The organism is Paraburkholderia sp. SARCC-3016, assembly GCF_031119615.1.
Classification (GTDB): domain Bacteria; phylum Pseudomonadota; class Gammaproteobacteria; order Burkholderiales; family Burkholderiaceae; genus Paraburkholderia.
The window spans coordinates 1-16,278 of record NZ_JAVHZD010000005.1; the positions used below are offsets into that span (position 1 = coordinate 1).

The window sequence follows — 16,278 nt, forward strand, 5'->3', positions numbered from 1 at the left end:
CACGCCCGTGTGGTCCGATTTCACGCGCACCTTCACGTTGTAATCGACCACCCTTTTGACTGGCACCAGAATTTTCAAGCTTGGCTCCTCTGATCAGGTTCAATCATTCGGACTGTGACAGAACCCGGGTGCGAGAGGAATTGTCAATTGCTGAAGGGGGGCTTAGGCGTGGACTAACCGGGTCGTGCGTATTACGTTTCGGAAGGCGTCAGTTTTCCGTTTTTAAGGACACTCACCTCGACGCCGCCGTCCGGTTTGCGGTGGCTGAGCGTTTGGATCACGCCGGTATCTTCATCGAAAGTGGACATGCCGATCTGCTTTCCGTCGGGACCGAACATCTGGCTTTGCAACACTTTGTGATCCGGGGAAATGACGGCCTTCGCCGTGTTGCCATCCGGCAGCCCGCTGAACGTGGCGAGCGTGTTGTAGCCGTCAGGTTGTTGGCCCGGCGCCGGCGGCATCAGGTTCGAGCTCGGCTTGTAAAAGGGTATTTGCTCCGTCGTGACCGAAGGGCCGTTATTGGTTGTTTGGGTTGTCGGGCCACTGATTGGCATGCTGAATCCTATTGAGAGGTTAGTGAGGCGCGGTTGCGCGACGACATGTCCGGTTGCGGACGTTTCCAGTGTCGACCGTACGGCGTAGTCGAAGGTAGTGGCCGCTCATGGTGCGTCTTGCGTTGCGCATATCGCGTTACCATCGAAGCTTTCCTTTGCGCATCGACCGCCCATGCACTTCGACTTCGTTGACCTGAGCCTCATGACCGCGCTTGCCGACACGAAGAATCTCGCCCGCGCCGCGAGCCGTTGTCATCTGTCCGCGCCGGCCGCGAGCAACCGTGTCAAGAATCTCGAAGAAGGGCTCGGCTTTCGTCTGCTCTATCGCACGAGCCAGGGCATGACGCTCACGCCCGCGGGCGAAACCTTCGTGCGTCATGCGCGCCTCGTGCTCGAAGAAACCGAACGGCTGGCCGCCGACATGCAGGATTACGGCGAAGGCATCAAAGGACATGTGCGCGTCTGGGCGAACACGACGGCGATCAGCGAATTTTTGCCCGCTGTGTTGAGCCGGTTTCTTCGCGAACACCAGGACGTGAATATCGAACTGCGCGAAGTACTGAGCGGCGAAATCGTCAAAGGGCTCACGGAAGGCGCGACCGATATCGGCATCGTTGCGGGCAACGTCGATACCGGGCACCTCGAAATGCTGCCGTATCGCGACGATCGCCTCGTGCTCGTCACCGCGCCCGATCATGCGCTTGCCCAACGCAGCGCGGTCGACTTCGCGGAAACGCTCGATGAAGACTATATCGGCCTGCCGACGTCGAGCGCGATTCACTCGTTCATCAATATCGCCGCCGATGCGCTCGGGCGGCGCATCAAGCTGCGCATCCAGGTCGGCAATTTCGAGGCCGCGTGCCGGATGATCGAGGCCGGCGTCGGCATCGGCATCGTGCCCGGTTCGGTCGCGGCGCGGCATGCGAAGACGATGAATATCCGCATCGTGAACCTGAATGACGCGTGGTCCGAACGCAAGCTGAAAATCTGTGTGCGCAGCGTCAAGGATCTGCCGCAGTTTTCGCGCGAACTGATCGATATGCTGACCGCAGAAGCCGATTAATCTCCCACGCCCACGACACGCTCCGGTCAATCTGGCCGATGGCACGCCCGGCATGGCGCGATGCCGCGACGTTTCCGAGACCGCGATCCGCGTGTGATTTCGGCACCGAACAACGGAATCTTTGCCGAAGCTATACGTTTACGCGTGCAAAGCGGGGCGCAGGCGAATTTCACGTGATGCCAGGGTTTCTACCGGTTTCCGGGTGGCTGACACGCCCCTAGCATTGATAACTGGTCGGGTGGTCGACCAGTTGACCAGCCAGCCGAAGGAGACGCAATGAGTTACCTTTACGACGAGAAGCTCGATGGAGCGCTCGCGTCGCACGACCGCGAAACGGTCGTGGCGGAACTGCAGCACCTGCTGCCGGACCTGCAATTGCTGCATTCGCGCGAGGAAGTGCGTCCGTTCGAATGCGACGGCCTGTCGGCATACCGTACGTCGCCGCTGCTCGTAGCGCTGCCCGAACGCGTCGAGCAGGTTCAGGCGCTGCTCAGATATGCGCACGCGCGCCGCATTCCGGTCGTGGCGCGCGGCGCGGGCACGGGTCTTTCGGGTGGCGCGATGCCGCTTGAAAAGGGCATCCTGCTCGTCATGGCGCGCTTCAACAAGATTGTCGAGATCGACGCGAACGCCGGCTTCGCACGCGTGCAGCCCGGCGTGCGCAACCTTGCGATTTCGCATGCCGCGGCGCCTTACGGTCTTTACTACGCGCCGGACCCGTCGTCGCAGATCGCCTGTTCGATCGGCGGCAATGTCGCGGAAAACGCGGGCGGCGTGCATTGCCTCAAATACGGGCTCACCGTGCACAACATCCTGCGCGTCGACATGATCACGATCGACGGCGAGCGCTTGACGCTCGGTTCCGAAGCGCTCGATAGCCCGGGCTTCGATCTGCTCGCATTGTTTACGGGCTCGGAAGGCATGCTCGGCGTCGTGACCGAAGTGACCGTTAAGCTATTGACGAAGCCGCAAAGTGCGAAGGTCCTGCTCGCAAGCTTCGACGACGTCGAAAAAGCGGGAGGCGCGGTGGCGAAGATCATCGGCGCGGGCGTGATTCCGGGCGGCCTCGAGATGATGGACAATCTCTCGATTCGCGCGGCCGAAGACTTTATCAAGGCCGGTTATCCGGTCGAGGCGGAAGCGATCCTGCTGTGCGAACTCGACGGCGCGGAGTCCGACGTCGACGAAGACATCGCCTGCGTCGACGCGATTCTGCGCGAATCAGGCGCGACCGACGTGCGGCTCGCGCAGAACGAAGCCGAGCGCCAGCGCTTCTGGGCGGGCCGCAAGAACGCGTTTCCCGCGGTCGGGCGCATTTCCCCCGATTACTACTGCATGGACGGCACGATTCCGCGCCGCGAGTTGCCGCGTGTGCTCAAAGGCATCGCGGACCTGTCCACGGAATACGGTTTGCGCGTCGCAAACGTGTTTCATGCGGGCGACGGCAATATGCACCCGCTGATCCTGTTCGACGCAAACGTGCCCGGCGAAATGGACCGCGCCGAAGCGCTCGGCGGCCGCATTCTCGAACTGTGCGTCGAAGTGGGCGGCAGCATTACCGGCGAGCATGGCGTGGGCCGCGAAAAGATCAACCAGATGTGCTCGCAGTTCAACAGCGACGAATTGACCGTGTTTCATGCGGTAAAAGCCGCGTTCGACGAAACAGGCCTGCTGAACCCCGGCAAGAATATCCCGACGCTGCATCGCTGCGCCGAGTTCGGCGCGATGCACGTGCATCACGGCGCATTGCCCTTTCCTGAACTGGAGCGCTTCTGATGCACCGCGATCTTCAATCCGCCGACGGCAGCATCGAGCTGATCGACCAGGTGAGCTCGGCGGCCGCGCGGCGCGTGCCGCTGCGTATTCGCGGCGGCGATACGAAGGCGTCGCTGGGCCGGCCCGTCGAAGGCGAAGCGCTCGATATGCGTAGCCATCGCGGCATCGTCAGCTACGACCCGACCGAGCTCGTGATTACCGTGCGCGCCGGCACGCCGGTCGCGCAACTGAACGCGGTGCTCGACGAGGCGGGCCAGATGCTGCCGTGCGAGCCGCCCGAATTCGGCGGCGAGGCGACCGTCGGCGGCGCCGTCGCGAGCGGGTTGTCGGGGCCGCGGCGTCCGTGGGTTGGCGCGGTGCGCGATTTCGTGCTCGGCTGCCGGCTCATTACGAGCGAAGGCAAGTATGTGCGTTTCGGCGGCGAAGTCATGAAGAACGTGGCCGGCTACGATCTGTCGCGTCTGATGGCCGGCAGTTTCGGTTGCCTCGGCGTGATTGCCGAAGTCTCGCTGAAAGTGCTGCCGAAACCGCGCGCCGAGCATTGCCTGCGCGTCGACATGAGCGCGGCCGATGCGCTCGACAAGATCGTCGAGTGGCGTCGAGCCGGTTTACCGGTTACCGGCGCGTGTCATCTCGGCGATGCGCTTTATCTGCGGCTCGAGGGCGGCACGGCCTCGGTGCAGTCGGCCGCGCAGCGCATCGGCGGCGCCGCGATCGATGCTTCGTTCTGGGCCGATCTGCGCGAACAGCGGCTGCCGTTTTTCGCGGGTCCCGAATGTTTGTGGCGCCTTTCCGTGCCGAATCACATCGGCGTCGAGGCGCTGCCCGGCGAGGCAGCGCTCGACTGGGGCGGCGCGCAGCGCTGGCTCAAGAGCAATGCGCCCGCTTCGAGCATCCGGCGTATCGCCGAATCGGCGGGCGGACACGCAACGTGCTTTACACCCGCTGCGGGCGTCGAGCCGTTTCAGCCGCTGCCGGCCGCGCTGCTGCGTTTTCACCGGCAACTGAAGCAGAAGCTCGATCCGCACGGTATTTTCAATCCGGGCCGAATGTACGCCGAGCTGTAAGTCCGCATTCGCGCGACCGAACAGGCGCGCCCGAATTCATGAGACGAGCCCGCGCAAGGGCAGCCATTCAAGGGACCGCATGCAGACGAACCTTTCCGATCGCGCGCGCAGTTTGCCGCGCGCCGACGAAGCCGATGAAATCCTGCGCTCGTGTGTGCATTGCGGCTTCTGCAATGCCACGTGCCCGACGTATCAGATTCTCGGCAACGAGCTCGACGGGCCGCGCGGACGCATTTATCTGATCAAGCAATTGCTCGAAGGCGAGGCGGCGACCGAAAAAACGCAGGAACATCTCGACCGGTGCCTGACGTGCCGCAACTGCGAAACGACGTGCCCATCGGGCGTGCGCTATCACTCGCTGCTCGATATCGGTCGCGCGGAACTCGAAAGCCGCATCGAGCGGCCGCTGCGTGAGCGCGCGCTGCGCGCCGGGCTGCGCCATGTGATTCCACGTCCCGGCGTGTTCAATACGCTGCTGAAGGCGGGCCGCGCGGTGCGGCCCATGTTGCCGAAAGCGCTCGGCGAGAAGATTCCGACGCAGCAGGTTGCCGCGAAGGCACGCCCGTCGCGACGTCATGCGCGTCAGATGCTGATGCTCGAGGGCTGCGTGCAGCCGTCGCTGTCGCCGAACACGAACGCGGCGACAGCGCGCGTGCTCGACAAGCTCGGCATCGGCATCGAAAACGCGCCGCGAGCCGGCTGCTGCGGTGCGACCGATTACCACCTGAACGCGCAGCAGGCAGGCCTCGATCGTGCGCGCCGCAATATCGATGCATGGTGGCCGGCTATCGAAGCGGGCCGTGTCGAAGCGATCATTCAGACCGCGAGCGGTTGCGGCGCCTTCGTCAAGGAGTACGGACATCTGCTGCGCGACGATCCGCGCTATGCGCAAAAGGCGCGGCGTGTGAGCGAGCTTACGCGCGACCTCGTCGAAGTGTTGTCGGCGGAGAATCTCGACGCATTGCGTATCACCGAAGCCGAGCGCCGCGTGGCGTTCCATTGCCCGTGCACGCTGCAGCATGCCCAGAAACTGGGCGGCGCGGTGGAGGGCGTGCTGCAGCGGCTCGGCTTCGAATTGTCGGCGGTGCCCGACGGGCATCTATGCTGCGGCTCGGCCGGTACCTACTCGTTTACGCAGCCCGAGCTGTCGAAGCAGTTGCGCGACAACAAACTCGATGCGCTCGAGAGCGGCAAGCCGGATCTGATCGCAACGGCGAATATCGGCTGCCAGGCGCATCTTTCGGCCGCGGGACGAACGCCGGTACGGCACTGGATCGAGATCGTCGAGGACGCGCTCGCGCACGCATGAGCGTGTGCGGCCGCGGGGCCGTCGCGAATCGTCCGACGGTCGCGACGGTGACGCCTAGCGCGAAGCGTTTTCGCGGATGAATTCGAGGTGCGTGCCGAGCGCGCTGCGCGCGGCGCCTGGATCGTGCTTGCGGATCGCTTCGTAAATCGTGCGGTGCTGCTGCACGAGATAGAAGAGGTCGGCGTTACGTTTTTTAAACGTCGCGTACGTTTCTTCGATCGACTTCTGCACGAGATTGTGGATGCCGTGCATCACGTGCACGAGCACGATGTTGTGCGTGGCGTCCGCAATCCGCAAATGGAACGCGGCATCGAGCTGCGGCAGCGTGGCTCCGCCGTCCGTGACGTCGTACGGGTGATCTTTGCTGAATGCGGTTTCGAGCTCGGCGAGCGCTTCCTTGATGCTCTGGATGTCCGTCTTCGTTGCGCGGACCGCCGCAAGTTCGACCGCGACCGCCTCGAGCCCTTCGCGCATTTCGAGAATATCGCCGGCCGCCTTGCGATGGCGCGCCATCAGATGCGCGAGCGGATCTGCGATCAGCGGCGCGGTGGAGTTCGCAACCACGTAGCCGCCGCCCGTCTTCGACTGAATCAGCTTGCTGCCTTCCAGCCGCAACAGCGCTTCGCGCAGCGACGGGCGCGAGACATTGAGCTTCTGTGCCAGATCCCGCTCGGACGGCAGCGTTTCGCCGGCCCGCAGCGTTCCGTCGACGATCAACTGCTCGAGCTGGTCGCAGACCGCGTCGGAGAGCCGGAATCGCGGTGGCGGAACGATAGGGGTGTAGGACATCGGAGCCTTGAATTGATGGACTGTATGCCTGGGCCTGCGCCTGGTTCCGTGCGCGAATCCGCGCTCGAATCCGCGCCTCGACCCGTGAAAACCCGACGGTTTTTCAACGGGCAACTGTAGCCAGTAACAGGAGTCCGGTCAATTGCGGCTGATACGCGGGGGAGTGGTGGTTCGGGGCGTGAGGCGAAACCGCCGCGTCGCCACCGGCAAGGCGCGCCGGCGGATCGCTCCTGCCATCGCCTCGTGAACCGTTTCCGCCGTTGCCGAAAGACGGGTCGCCTTCTTTCGCATCCAACGCGGCCGATGCCGTCATAGTTAGACAACTGTGTCAAGAATAGGCGGTGCAGCCCCGTATGACGCAGGGCTAGTCCGCATCCATTAGTGCGTTGTGCGTAAACATAGTCTGTCCGTATTTACCCTTAAACGCCAGGCCCGTGATGACTAGACTTTAGCCAACGACGAAATGCGAGTTCGCATCCGATCGTCGAAGGTCACTATCTGATTCATTGAGAGGCTAATCATCATGAAGATCCGACATGCTCTAGTTGCGTCCCTCGTTGCTTCGGCGCTTGCCGTACCGGCTGCCGCGGCATTCGCCCAGCAGCACTCGACCATCACGCGTGCGCAAGTGCGTGCCGAACTGGCCCAGTTGCGCGCTGCCGGCTATCAGGGCGATACAGAAACTTCATATCCGGCAGAGATTCAGGCTGCGGAGGCACGCGTTGCCGCGAAACAGGCCCAGGCGGCAACGTCCGGCTACGGTCCGGGCACCGCGGGAACGTCGGCAGCGGGCGCGGGCGCTACGTCGAAATGACGGGCACCGCGGTGTCCGCGGTACGCGAAGGCGGATTGCCGGAGCGCAACCGGGCGAAGTGCGGGGCGATCGAAGTGGAGTGGGACGTCGAGAGGTTCGGGGCGCGTACCGCGTGATTCATGTTGTTTGCCGCGGGCGCGCGCCACTCGATGCTCACAGCGCCGCATCAACGAGCAACGACGCCTTCAACTGACGTATGCGCTGATCGACAAAATAGCCGCCGCCCTCGACGTAGCGTAAATAGCTGCGCCCGCACACCGTGCACTCCGACACCGTGCAGCGGTTGTACGGGAAATAGCGCGGTGCGATCGGCGCATCGGCGGACCAGTAACGGGTGCCGTGCGGATGATATTCGGCGAAGGTCGCGTCGTCCTGGTGCTGTTCCGCGAGCGTGCCCGCTTCGCGCAATTGCGCTTCGGGCATCGACAGCGGCAGCGTTTGCCAGCCGTCGGTCGGCGTCGCGTGGCACGCGCATGCAATCGTCACGGCTTCCGAGCGCGAGGCGAGTTCGGTCAGTGCGGCGAAGTCGAGAAGGGGCGGTGTGGTCATCGGGTCGTCAATGCGTGCGGAACAGGCTCATACGGAGGGCAGGCGGGCGGGGCTGCCGCGCGGCGCATGAAAGAGCCGCAAGCATCGCACATTTGAACTTCATTTGCGCGCGCCGCGTGCGCACTCGAGGTGCCACGCGGCGCGCATTTCCAGCACGGGTTTCATGCAGCGAGGTTAATGCAGCGAGGTCGATGCAGGGACTTCAACGCAGTCACGCCAGATGCTCACTGCACCGCGCTCGACTCCGACAGCGCCTCGCTTTCCTTCACCGTCGCGCGCTCGGGCAGCAGGAATGCGATCAGCGCGGCAAGGAACGCGGCCACGGCAAGCGCGATCAGCGCTGCGCCGAAGTTCCCCGTGAAGTCCTTGATGATGCCGACGAGCCACGGCCCGAGCAACCCGCCGAACTGGCCGATCGTGTTGATCAGCGCAATGCCGATCGCCACGGCGGCGCCCGTCAGGAATTCGCCGGTGAGTGTCCAGAACACCGCGAGGCATCCCCAGATGCCGGCCGCGGCGATGCACAGCAGAATCAAACCGATCAGCGGTTGCGACACGAATGCGCAGGCAAGCAGCGCGACGCCGCCGATCGTCATGCAGATCACGATATGCATGCGGCGCTCGCCGACGCGATCCGAATGACGCGCGACCAGATACATCGACACGGCCGCGCAGCAGAACGGCAGCGCGCTCAGGAAGCCGACCTGCAGATCGGTCGACGTACCCATGTTCTTGACGATCTGCGGCAGCCACAGCAGCACGCCATAAAACGCGGTCAGGAAGCAGACGAACAGCAGCGACAGGCTCCATACGCGCCCCATGACCGCGATTTTCATAAACGGCAGGCTGGCGGTTTTCGTGAGCTTCGACGCTTCGGTTTCGAGTTCGTTGACGAGCCACGCACGTTGATCGTCGCGCAGCCATGTTGCGCGTTGCGGACGGTCGGTGAGCCAGAACAGCACGAAAAAGCCGAGAACGACCGCCGGCACGGCTTCCAGCAGCAGCATCCAGCGCCAGCCGGAATAGCCGTGCGCGCCGTCGAGCGCATGCATCAGCAGACCGGACAGCGGCGAGCCGATGGCCGACGCGACGGCCGTGGCCATGATCACGCCGGCGTTTGCGCGCGAGCGGTAGCGCACCGGGAACCAGTAGGCGAGGTATGCGACGACGCCCGGAATAAAGCCCGCTTCGGCGACGCCGAGCAGAAAGCGCAGCACATAGAACGACGTCTGCGAATGGACGAATGCGAGGCCCGCGGAAACGAGTCCCCACGTCACCATGATTCGCGAAATCCACATGCGCGCGCCGAAGCGATGCAACGCGATATTGCTCGGTACTTCGAACAGTGCGTAGCCGATAAAGAAGATGCCGGCGCCAAGGCCGAACACCGATGCGCTGAAGCCGAGCTCATGGTTCATGCGCAGCGCGGCGAAGCCGACGTTGACGCGGTCCATGTAGTTGATGATGAGCAGCACGAACAGCAACGGCACGAGGCGTCGGTAGACGCGGCTGATCGTCGATGCTTCCAAAGAGTGGTCCAAGGTCTGTCTCCTAAGCGGCGCGAACGGCCTTCTCACGACCGCGCAATTCTGGGTTTCTACAACATCCGGCTTTCAACTGCCGTACGCCGCGCGCAACCCGCACCGGCGAAACGCACGGCCAGCGTGCGCTCAACGGGCCGGGGCACCCTCGACCGCCTGCGGATTGAGCACATTGACCGGCTTGCCCTCGCGCCATGCGAGCAGCTGATCGATCGCGATGCCGAAGTAGTGCTCGTACGTGTCTTTTTCGACGTATCCGATATGCGGCGTGGCAAGCACGTTGTCGAGCTTGATCAGCGGATGGGCCGCGCCATAAATCGGCTCGTGTTCATAGACGTCCACCGCGGCAAAACCGGGCCGGCCTGCCTTCAGTGCCGTTTCGAGCGCGCCCGGCGCAACCACTTCGCTGCGGCTCGTATTCACGAAAAGCGCGGTTGGCTTCATCGCGGACAGATCCTGCAGCGTGATCGAGCCGCGCGTGGCCGGCAGCAGGCGCAGATGGCAACACACTACGTCCGCCTGCGCGAAAAATTTCTGCCGGTCGCTTTCGCTTTCGATGCCGTCGGCCAGTGCGGCCGCGCGCGAGGTTTCGTGATCGTCGAGCGCGACGACCCGCATGCCGAACGCGCGCCCGTAACCGCCGACCACGCTGCCGATCTTGCCGTAGCCGGCGATGCCGAGCGTGCGGCCTTTGAGCCCGATGCCGAGATGCCCTTGCCAGAGGCCCGACTTCAGCCGGTTCGCTTCGACATGCACCTTGCGCATCGATGCCATGACGAGCGCCCACGTCAGTTCGGCTGCGGCCGTCGTCGCCGAGCCTTCCGCCGAGACGGGAATGCCGCGCGCCGTGCAGGCGGCGAGATCGACGTGATTCGCGGCGCGGCCCGTCTGGCTGATGAACTTCAGCTTCGGCAGGCGCGCGAGCAGCTCGGCCGTTACCGGCGTGCGCTCGCGAATCAGCAGCAGTGCGTCGGCATCGGCGAAACGTTTCGCCTGGTCATCGATGGATTCGAGCGTGTCGTTGTGGATCTCGACGTCGAATTGCGCGGCCAGCTTCGCATAGCAATCGAGCGTGCGCACGCAATCCTGGTAGTCGTCTGAAATGATCACTTTCATGGGTGGTCTCCGTGCGGGTCTTTCAGATCTTCGACCAGGGGGCCGACATCACGAGCTGATTTTCCTGACGCTCGATATAGCCCTGGGCGGTCATCTTTTTGTATTCGGCCCAGTCCGGGTCGGCTTCCATCGCGGCGCGGCGCCGCTGACGGTCTTCAAAACTTTCGTAGCCCCACAGGTGTACGACCTGGTTCAGCGTGCCCACTTCGGAAATGAAATAGCCGAGCGGGTCGCCCACATGCCGGCGTTGTACAGGCAAGCCGTACTTTTCGTACAGCGCCAGATAAGCCTTCAACTGGCCGGGCACGATCGTGTAGCGGCGCAAATCCACCAACATCCGTGTGTCTCCTTCAATCGATCATTGCTTCATTGAGTCATGCGGCGAAGTCTAGTGGCGCTCGATGGAGTAATACAATCGATAAAATTCGCTTGATTCACGAGCAAAATCGATGAATGACAAATCGCTGAATAAAACTTCCAAACGCCTTTCGATTCGCCATATCCGCGCATTCGTTGCGGTCGCGCTGCATCGGAGCCTGACGCGCGCGGCGGAGTCGCTGTTCGTCACGCAGTCGGCGTTGAGCCTCACGATCCAGCATCTCGAGGACGACCTCGGCGTTGCGCTGTTCGACCGCTCGACGCGCCGGCTCGATCTGACGCAGGCGGGCCGCGAGTTTTTGCCTTCGGCAGAAAGGTTGTTGCAGGATTTCGATTCGTCGATCCGCACGATGCGCGCGCTCGGCAAACGCGAGCGCGGCAAGGTGGGCGTGGCGGCGGTGCCGTCGGTGATGGCGCTGCTGCTGCCGGAGGCGGTCGCGGCTTATATCGATGCGTACCCGAATATCGACATCTATCTGCGCGAAGACAATTCGGAAACGGTGCAGCAGCGCATTATCAACGGCGACGTCGACTTCGGCATTTGCAGCCCGTGGGAGCACGACCCCGAACTCGTGTTCGAGCCGCTTTTCGAAGACAGTTTCGGCGTGGTGTTCGCCCCCCATCACGCGCTTGCCGAAAGCGACGGCGAACTGTCGTGGCACGACATCGACGGTTACCGGATCATCGGCTTCAGTCCCGACCTCGGCATGCAGTATCAGTTGAGCCGCACAGCGGGCCTGAGCGTGGAGGTACGCGAGCCGCGCTATCGCGTATCGAATACGTCGACGATCGAAACGCTCGTGGCGCGCGGAGTCGGGGTATCGATCATGTCGGCGCTGGCCGCGCAACGCGCGCCGCTCGATACGCTAAAGCTGCGCCTTCTGTCGCAGCCGGTGCTGACACGCACGGTCGGCGTGTTGCGCAGGCAGGGCAAATCGCTGTCGCCCGCCGCGGCGACGATGCTGCAATTCGTGCGCGCAGCGGTGCCGCAACTGGCCCGTTTTCCGGGCGTGCGCGTCGACCCGGCGCTGCTGGGCGATGCATCGGCGGCCGGACGCGAGGTTGCGCCGCGCAAAGCGTAGCGGCGCCCGTTCCACGGCATCGCGCCGCCGCCGGGGTCAGTCGACGGCTTTTGCGGCGGCGATACCCATCGCGATATGGCGCAATGCGTCGCGGTGCGTTTTCCATGCCCGTTGGGCATCGCGTTCCTTGCGCGCACGGCGCGCAGCGATTGCTTTTTCACACGAACGTTGCGCAACGCGCGCGTCGATGCGGTCGATCGCGATCGCCAGCACGGTCGACAGCACGCCGACCATGACGCCCAGGCCAATGAATAACGATAACGAGGGAGCAAAGCTCATTTTCTACTCCTGAAGGCGAAGCTGATTCGTCTGATTCATCCGTCTCGCGGTTCGCGTCGAACCGGATATCGAAGAACGTAATGCCGCTAAATGAGCGCACAGTGATGACCCGCGATCCGCAATCTGGAAATGCGCGGGAACCTGCAAAGTGCGATCTCGCTAAACGTGGCGCGTTTTGTACAGAACCCGCGCCAACGGACCGCGACAATGACCTGCCCGTTTTGAATTCGCACGGGCCTTTTCATGAAGTCACGACGGAGAAGAGGAATGTCCAAACTGGAACAGGTCGACACGCTCATCCTCGGAAGCGGTCAGGGCGGCAAGCTGCTCGCGTGGCACCTCGGTAATGCGGGCCAGCGCGTCGCGGTGGTCGAGCGTCAATGGGTCGGCGGTTCGTGTCCGGCGGTGGCATGTCTGCCGAGCAAGAACGAAATCTGGAGTGCACGCGTCGCGCATCTCGCGCAGCACGCGGCCGAATTCGGCACGATCACGGGCGCCGTGAAGACCGATCTCGCGAAGGTCCGGCAGCGCAAGCGCGAGATGATCGCGCGCGAAGACGCCGCGCATCTGGCGTTTTATCAATCGAGCGGGGCGGAACTGATCATGGGCCGCGGCCAGTTTGTCTCGCCAAAGACCATCGAAGTGACGCTCAACGAAGGCGGCACGCGCACGCTAAGCGGCACTCAGGTCGTGATCAACGTCGGCTCGCATGCGGCGATACCCGACATCCCAGGCCTCGCCGATGCGCAACCGCTCACGCATATCGAGGCGCTCGAACTCGATCAGTTGCCCGAACATCTGATCGTGCTCGGCGGCGGCTATATCGGTATCGAAATGGCCCAGGCATTGCGGCGTTTCGGCAGCCGCGTGACGATCGTCGATCACAACCCGCATCTGATGCATCGCGAAGACGCCGATATCGCCGAGGAAGTGCAGAACATTCTGCGCGGCGAAGGCATCGAATTGCTGCTCGATGCGCAGACCACGAAGGTGACCGGGAAGTCGGGCAAGGACGTGCGTGTCACGACGCGTGCGGGCGGCAGCGAAAGAACCGTCGAAGGCAGCCATCTGCTCGTTGCGACCGGGCGCATTCCGAACACGGCCGGTATCGGGCTCGACCGGCTCGGCGTCGAGCTCGACGAGCGCGGCTATATTCGCGTCAATGAACGCCTGCAGACGAGCGTGCCGGACGTATGGGCGATCGGCGAATGCGCGGGTAGCCCGCACTTCACGCATGTCTCGGTCGACGACTTCCGCATCGTGCGCGACAACATGGCGGGCGGCACGCGCAGCACGCAGGACCGGCTCGTGCCGTACTGCATGTTCACCGATCCGCCGCTCGCGCATGTCGGCCTCAACGAACGCGAAGCCGCGCGCCGCGAGGTGCCGGTGCGCGTCGGCAAGCTGCCGATGGCGCACGTGCTGCGCGGCGAAGCGACCGATGAAACGCTTGGCTTCATGAAGGTGCTAGTCGGCGACGACGATCGCATCGTCGGCTTCACGATGCTCGGTGCGGAGTCCGGCGAGGTGATGGCCGCGATGCAGACGGCGATGCTCGCGGGCCTGCCGTATCCGAAGCTGCGCGATGCGGTCATCGCACACCTCACCTATGCGGAAGGGCTCGGACGGTTACTCGGCAACGTGCCGGCGCGTGCGGGCTGAGCGTTCATCAACGCTTCACCGCGCGCGTGCAAGCTCCGCGTGATTCAAACCGGCCCGATCCGATTCGCTACAATAGCGCCGGCCATTCACGAGGAGAATCTGATGAAATTTGCATTGTGCGCGCTGACCGCCGCCGTTTTCGCCACCGCTGCCGGCAGCGCATGCGCGGCCCAGGGCTCGACCGAGAAGCTGCCGTCCGGCGTGACGGTCGAACATCTGACGCCGGGCAACGGTCCGCAGCCGACTGCCGCCGACGTCGTGCGCGTCAACTACCGCGGCACGCTGACCAACGGCACCGAGTTCGACAGCTCCGCGAAACACGGCGGTGCGGCCGAGTTTCCGCTGTCGCGCGTGATTCCGTGCTGGACGCAAGGCGTCGCGACGATGAAAGTCGGCGAGAAAGCGAAGCTCACGTGTCCGGCCGCAACCGCATACGGTTCGCGCGGCGTCGGCGTGATTCCGCCGAACAGCGACCTGATCTTCGAAGTCGAGCTGGTCGGCATCGTCAAGTAAGCCGGGCCGCCCTCGAGCGCGTTCGTTTGTTTCGGTATTCCCGCAGTCGAATCCCGCAGGCCGCATAGGCGTTGTTCAAGCAATGCTCATGCGGCCTTCATGCGTCGATCATCGGCATCTCCGTCTGTGCACCCCCGAATCGCCGTGAGCGTGCAAGCCGCGCGTGTTCCGTCCTGCGCAACACGGCGTGCGACGGGGCATACAGCGAAAAACTCGTCTCGCGTGTTACTGTGAGCAGTCGCGCACCCGCGCGGCAGCCTGCCGCCGCGGCGATCATCGGGTGGGCTGCGGCCGGCGTCGTTGCACTCATCGCATGGAGGCGCCTTGGACCATCCTTTGATCATCGGCTATGCGATCCTTGCGGTCGATCTCGCCGTATGGCGATTCCGTCTGCCGGCGCACGAAGTCGCGCGGCTCGTCGTCCGGCTGCTGCTGTTCGCGGCGCTCAGCTATGTGCTCTTCGCGTCGGGCCTGAGCCCGTTTACTCAGGCGCCCGGCTTCGGCTCGATGTCGGAGCATGTACTGGGACAGGTGCTCGAAATCATCTGGTGGTTGATGGGCGCGCGCCTGCTCGGCCAGGCGCTCGACACGCTGCTGTTGCCGCGCGCGTGGCGACGCCAGCGGCTCTTTCAGGACGTGTTCGGCGCGCTCGTGTTTCTCGCGGCGATCGTCGCGTCGCTCGGCTTCGTGCTCGAGCTGCCGATACGCGGGCTCGTCGCAACCTCGGGCGCGCTGGCCATCGTGCTCGGTCTTGCGATTCAAAGCACCTTGAGCGACGTGTTCGCGGGCATTGTGCTCAATACGACCGAGCCTTACCAGATCGGCGACTGGGTGTCGGTCGACGATGTCGAAGGCCGCGTCGTCGAAATGAACTGGCGCGCCACGCATCTCCTGACCTCGCAGGGCAATGTCGTGATCGTCCCGAATGCGGTGGCCGCAAAAACGAAGATCACGAATAACAGCCGGCCCGGTGCGCTGCACGGCGTGAAGGTCAGTCTCGAAATCTCGCCGCAAGAGCGGCCCGCGACGGTGATCGGCGCGCTCGAGCGGGCAGTGAGAAGCGTCACGTCGCTGATGTCGGACCCGGCGCCGTATGTGGCGGCGAAGCACAGCACCGTCAATTCGGTGCTCTACGAAGTGACCGGCTTCGTCGACGACATGGGCAAGAAGACGTCGGTCACCAACGAGCTATTCGATCTGTGCTACCGGCATCTCGCTTCCGCGGGGGTCGATTTGCGGCCGCTCAGCGTGCCGGCCGCGCCGGCGATGATCGACGATCCGCGCGAGGCGCTGCTGCGGCGCGTCGAACTGTTTTCGACCTTGAGCCGCGACGAATTGCACGATCTCGCGCCGCTTTTGACGCGCAAGGAATACGAAGTCGACGACGTGCTGTTGACGAAAGAAGTCGTGCCCGAGTGTCTGACGATCGTCGAATCGGGCATTCTGAGCGTGACGCTCGACGATGCGAACGGCGGCAGGGTCGAGGTGTCGCGGCTCGGACCCGGCGACACGATGGGCGAACAGGGGCTGCTTGCGGGCATGCCGGTACGCGTCGAGGTCACCGCGTTGAGCCGCGTGGTCGTCTACCAGTTGAAGAAGGACGACTTGACGCCGCTACTCAAGCGCAACCCCGATGTCGCGAGAGAAATGTGCGAACTGCTCGCGCGGCGGCAGGACAAGCTAAGCCGCATTTCGTCGTCCGTGGCGCCCGCCGCGCATACGGAGCAAGGCGTGCTTCAGTGGCTGCTCGACGGCATGCGCAAGCTGCACGATCTGACGTCCTGAA

Annotated in this window: 16 protein-coding genes and 1 pseudogene; 9 read left to right on the forward strand and 8 right to left on the reverse strand. The window is 63.7% G+C overall.

All coding sequences use genetic code 11. From position 1 onward, the window contains the following. Nucleotides 1-78, reverse strand: a pseudogene (locus tag QYH69_RS06570) (electron transfer flavoprotein subunit beta/FixA family protein); the annotation flags it as partial. 113 nt (nt 79-191) lie between these two features. Beyond that, complete coding sequence (locus QYH69_RS06575) at nt 192-554, reverse strand: hypothetical protein (RefSeq protein ID WP_308831091.1); 363 nt, start codon at nt 552-554, stop codon at nt 192-194. A 172-nt stretch (nt 555-726) separates the two neighbouring features. On the opposite strand from QYH69_RS06575, the gene QYH69_RS06580 reads away from it, so the two are divergent. The 4 genes from QYH69_RS06580 (at nt 727) to glcF (ending at nt 5,769) form a co-directional block, all read left to right on the forward strand. Next, nucleotides 727-1,617 carry a LysR substrate-binding domain-containing protein gene (locus QYH69_RS06580; RefSeq protein ID WP_308831092.1) on the forward strand — a complete coding sequence of 297 codons (891 nt, stop codon included), beginning with the start codon at nt 727-729 and terminating at the stop codon, nt 1,615-1,617. Nucleotides 1,618-1,893: 276 nt separating this feature from the next. Further along, nucleotides 1,894-3,393, forward strand: a complete 1,500-nt coding sequence (gene glcD, locus QYH69_RS06585) for a glycolate oxidase subunit GlcD (protein ID WP_308831093.1) — start codon at nt 1,894-1,896, stop codon at nt 3,391-3,393. Further along, nucleotides 3,393-4,460: a glycolate oxidase subunit GlcE gene (gene glcE / locus QYH69_RS06590; RefSeq protein ID WP_308831094.1), complete on the forward strand. Its 1,068-nt coding sequence runs from the start codon at nt 3,393-3,395 to the stop codon at nt 4,458-4,460. Before glcD ends, glcE begins: the two co-directional genes overlap by 1 nt. 79 nt (nt 4,461-4,539) lie before the next feature. After that, complete coding sequence (gene glcF / locus QYH69_RS06595; RefSeq protein WP_308831095.1) at nt 4,540-5,769, forward strand: glycolate oxidase subunit GlcF; 1,230 nt, start codon at nt 4,540-4,542, stop codon at nt 5,767-5,769. Between the two features lie 54 nt (nt 5,770-5,823). On the opposite strand, the gene QYH69_RS06600 is transcribed toward glcF, so the two are convergent. Continuing rightward, nucleotides 5,824-6,558: a FadR/GntR family transcriptional regulator gene (locus QYH69_RS06600; protein ID WP_308831096.1), complete on the reverse strand. Its 735-nt coding sequence runs from the start codon at nt 6,556-6,558 to the stop codon at nt 5,824-5,826. Nucleotides 6,559-7,081: 523 nt separating this feature from the next. Between QYH69_RS06600 and QYH69_RS06605 the strand changes: the two genes are divergently transcribed. Continuing rightward, nucleotides 7,082-7,372 (forward strand): DUF4148 domain-containing protein, encoded by a 291-nt coding sequence (locus tag QYH69_RS06605; protein ID WP_308831097.1) that lies wholly within the window; start codon nt 7,082-7,084, stop codon nt 7,370-7,372. A 153-nt stretch (nt 7,373-7,525) separates the two neighbouring features. Here QYH69_RS06605 and QYH69_RS06610 read toward each other — a convergent pair whose 3' ends face one another. The 4 genes from QYH69_RS06610 to QYH69_RS06625 form a co-directional block, all read right to left on the reverse strand. Beyond that, nucleotides 7,526-7,921: a hypothetical protein gene (locus tag QYH69_RS06610; protein WP_308831098.1), complete on the reverse strand. Its 396-nt coding sequence runs from the start codon at nt 7,919-7,921 to the stop codon at nt 7,526-7,528. Nucleotides 7,922-8,145: 224 nt separating this feature from the next. Beyond that, the gene (locus QYH69_RS06615) at nt 8,146-9,462 is read right to left on the reverse strand and encodes an MFS transporter (protein ID WP_308831099.1); all 1,317 of its coding nucleotides are present in this window, start codon (nt 9,460-9,462) and stop codon (nt 8,146-8,148) included. Between the two features lie 129 nt (nt 9,463-9,591). Further along, nucleotides 9,592-10,578 carry a D-2-hydroxyacid dehydrogenase family protein gene (locus QYH69_RS06620; RefSeq protein ID WP_308831100.1) on the reverse strand — a complete coding sequence of 329 codons (987 nt, stop codon included), beginning with the start codon at nt 10,576-10,578 and terminating at the stop codon, nt 9,592-9,594. Nucleotides 10,579-10,600: 22 nt separating this feature from the next. Further along, nucleotides 10,601-10,915, reverse strand: coding sequence for an NIPSNAP family protein (locus QYH69_RS06625; RefSeq protein WP_075160119.1), 315 nt, complete (start codon nt 10,913-10,915; stop codon nt 10,601-10,603). A 112-nt stretch (nt 10,916-11,027) separates the two neighbouring features. Here QYH69_RS06625 and QYH69_RS06630 point away from each other — a divergent pair, with 112 nt between their 5' ends. Next, nucleotides 11,028-12,038, forward strand: a complete 1,011-nt coding sequence (locus tag QYH69_RS06630) for a LysR substrate-binding domain-containing protein (protein WP_308831101.1) — start codon at nt 11,028-11,030, stop codon at nt 12,036-12,038. Between the two features lie 36 nt (nt 12,039-12,074). On the opposite strand, the gene QYH69_RS06635 is transcribed toward QYH69_RS06630, so the two are convergent. Then, nucleotides 12,075-12,317: a hypothetical protein gene (locus QYH69_RS06635; protein WP_308831102.1), complete on the reverse strand. Its 243-nt coding sequence runs from the start codon at nt 12,315-12,317 to the stop codon at nt 12,075-12,077. Nucleotides 12,318-12,584: 267 nt separating this feature from the next. On the opposite strand from QYH69_RS06635, the gene QYH69_RS06640 reads away from it, so the two are divergent. From QYH69_RS06640 to QYH69_RS06650, 3 genes are all read left to right on the forward strand, one after another. Next, complete coding sequence (locus QYH69_RS06640; RefSeq protein ID WP_308831103.1) at nt 12,585-13,979, forward strand: mercuric reductase; 1,395 nt, start codon at nt 12,585-12,587, stop codon at nt 13,977-13,979. A gap of 102 nt (nt 13,980-14,081) precedes the next feature. Further along, entirely contained in the window at nt 14,082-14,492 is a 411-nt protein-coding gene (locus tag QYH69_RS06645) for an FKBP-type peptidyl-prolyl cis-trans isomerase (RefSeq protein ID WP_308831104.1), read from the forward strand. Between the two features lie 324 nt (nt 14,493-14,816). Then, nucleotides 14,817-16,277, forward strand: a complete 1,461-nt coding sequence (locus tag QYH69_RS06650; protein WP_308831105.1) for a mechanosensitive ion channel family protein — start codon at nt 14,817-14,819, stop codon at nt 16,275-16,277. Nucleotide 16,278 lies beyond the last annotated feature (1 nt).

Bases quoted from the DNA above. Each gene is read 5' to 3' on its own strand.
- QYH69_RS06605 (WP_308831097.1), top strand. From the start codon at position 7,082: ATGAAGATCCGACATGCTCTAGTTGCGTCCCTCGTTGCTTCGGCGCTT.
- QYH69_RS06625 (WP_075160119.1), bottom strand. From the start codon at position 10,915: ATGTTGGTGGATTTGCGCCGCTACACGATCGTGCCCGGCCAGTTGAAG.
- QYH69_RS06635 (WP_308831102.1), bottom strand. From the start codon at position 12,317: ATGAGCTTTGCTCCCTCGTTATCGTTATTCATTGGCCTGGGCGTCATG.
- QYH69_RS06620 (WP_308831100.1), bottom strand. From the start codon at position 10,578: ATGAAAGTGATCATTTCAGACGACTACCAGGATTGCGTGCGCACGCTC.
- QYH69_RS06600 (WP_308831096.1), bottom strand. From the start codon at position 6,558: ATGTCCTACACCCCTATCGTTCCGCCACCGCGATTCCGGCTCTCCGAC.
- glcE (WP_308831094.1), top strand. From the start codon at position 3,393: ATGCACCGCGATCTTCAATCCGCCGACGGCAGCATCGAGCTGATCGAC.
- glcD (WP_308831093.1), top strand. From the start codon at position 1,894: ATGAGTTACCTTTACGACGAGAAGCTCGATGGAGCGCTCGCGTCGCAC.
- QYH69_RS06610 (WP_308831098.1), bottom strand. From the start codon at position 7,921: ATGACCACACCGCCCCTTCTCGACTTCGCCGCACTGACCGAACTCGCC.
- QYH69_RS06630 (WP_308831101.1), top strand. From the start codon at position 11,028: ATGAATGACAAATCGCTGAATAAAACTTCCAAACGCCTTTCGATTCGC.
- glcF (WP_308831095.1), top strand. From the start codon at position 4,540: ATGCAGACGAACCTTTCCGATCGCGCGCGCAGTTTGCCGCGCGCCGAC.
- QYH69_RS06580 (WP_308831092.1), top strand. From the start codon at position 727: ATGCACTTCGACTTCGTTGACCTGAGCCTCATGACCGCGCTTGCCGAC.
- QYH69_RS06575 (WP_308831091.1), bottom strand. From the start codon at position 554: ATGCCAATCAGTGGCCCGACAACCCAAACAACCAATAACGGCCCTTCG.
- QYH69_RS06640 (WP_308831103.1), top strand. From the start codon at position 12,585: ATGTCCAAACTGGAACAGGTCGACACGCTCATCCTCGGAAGCGGTCAG.
- QYH69_RS06645 (WP_308831104.1), top strand. From the start codon at position 14,082: ATGAAATTTGCATTGTGCGCGCTGACCGCCGCCGTTTTCGCCACCGCT.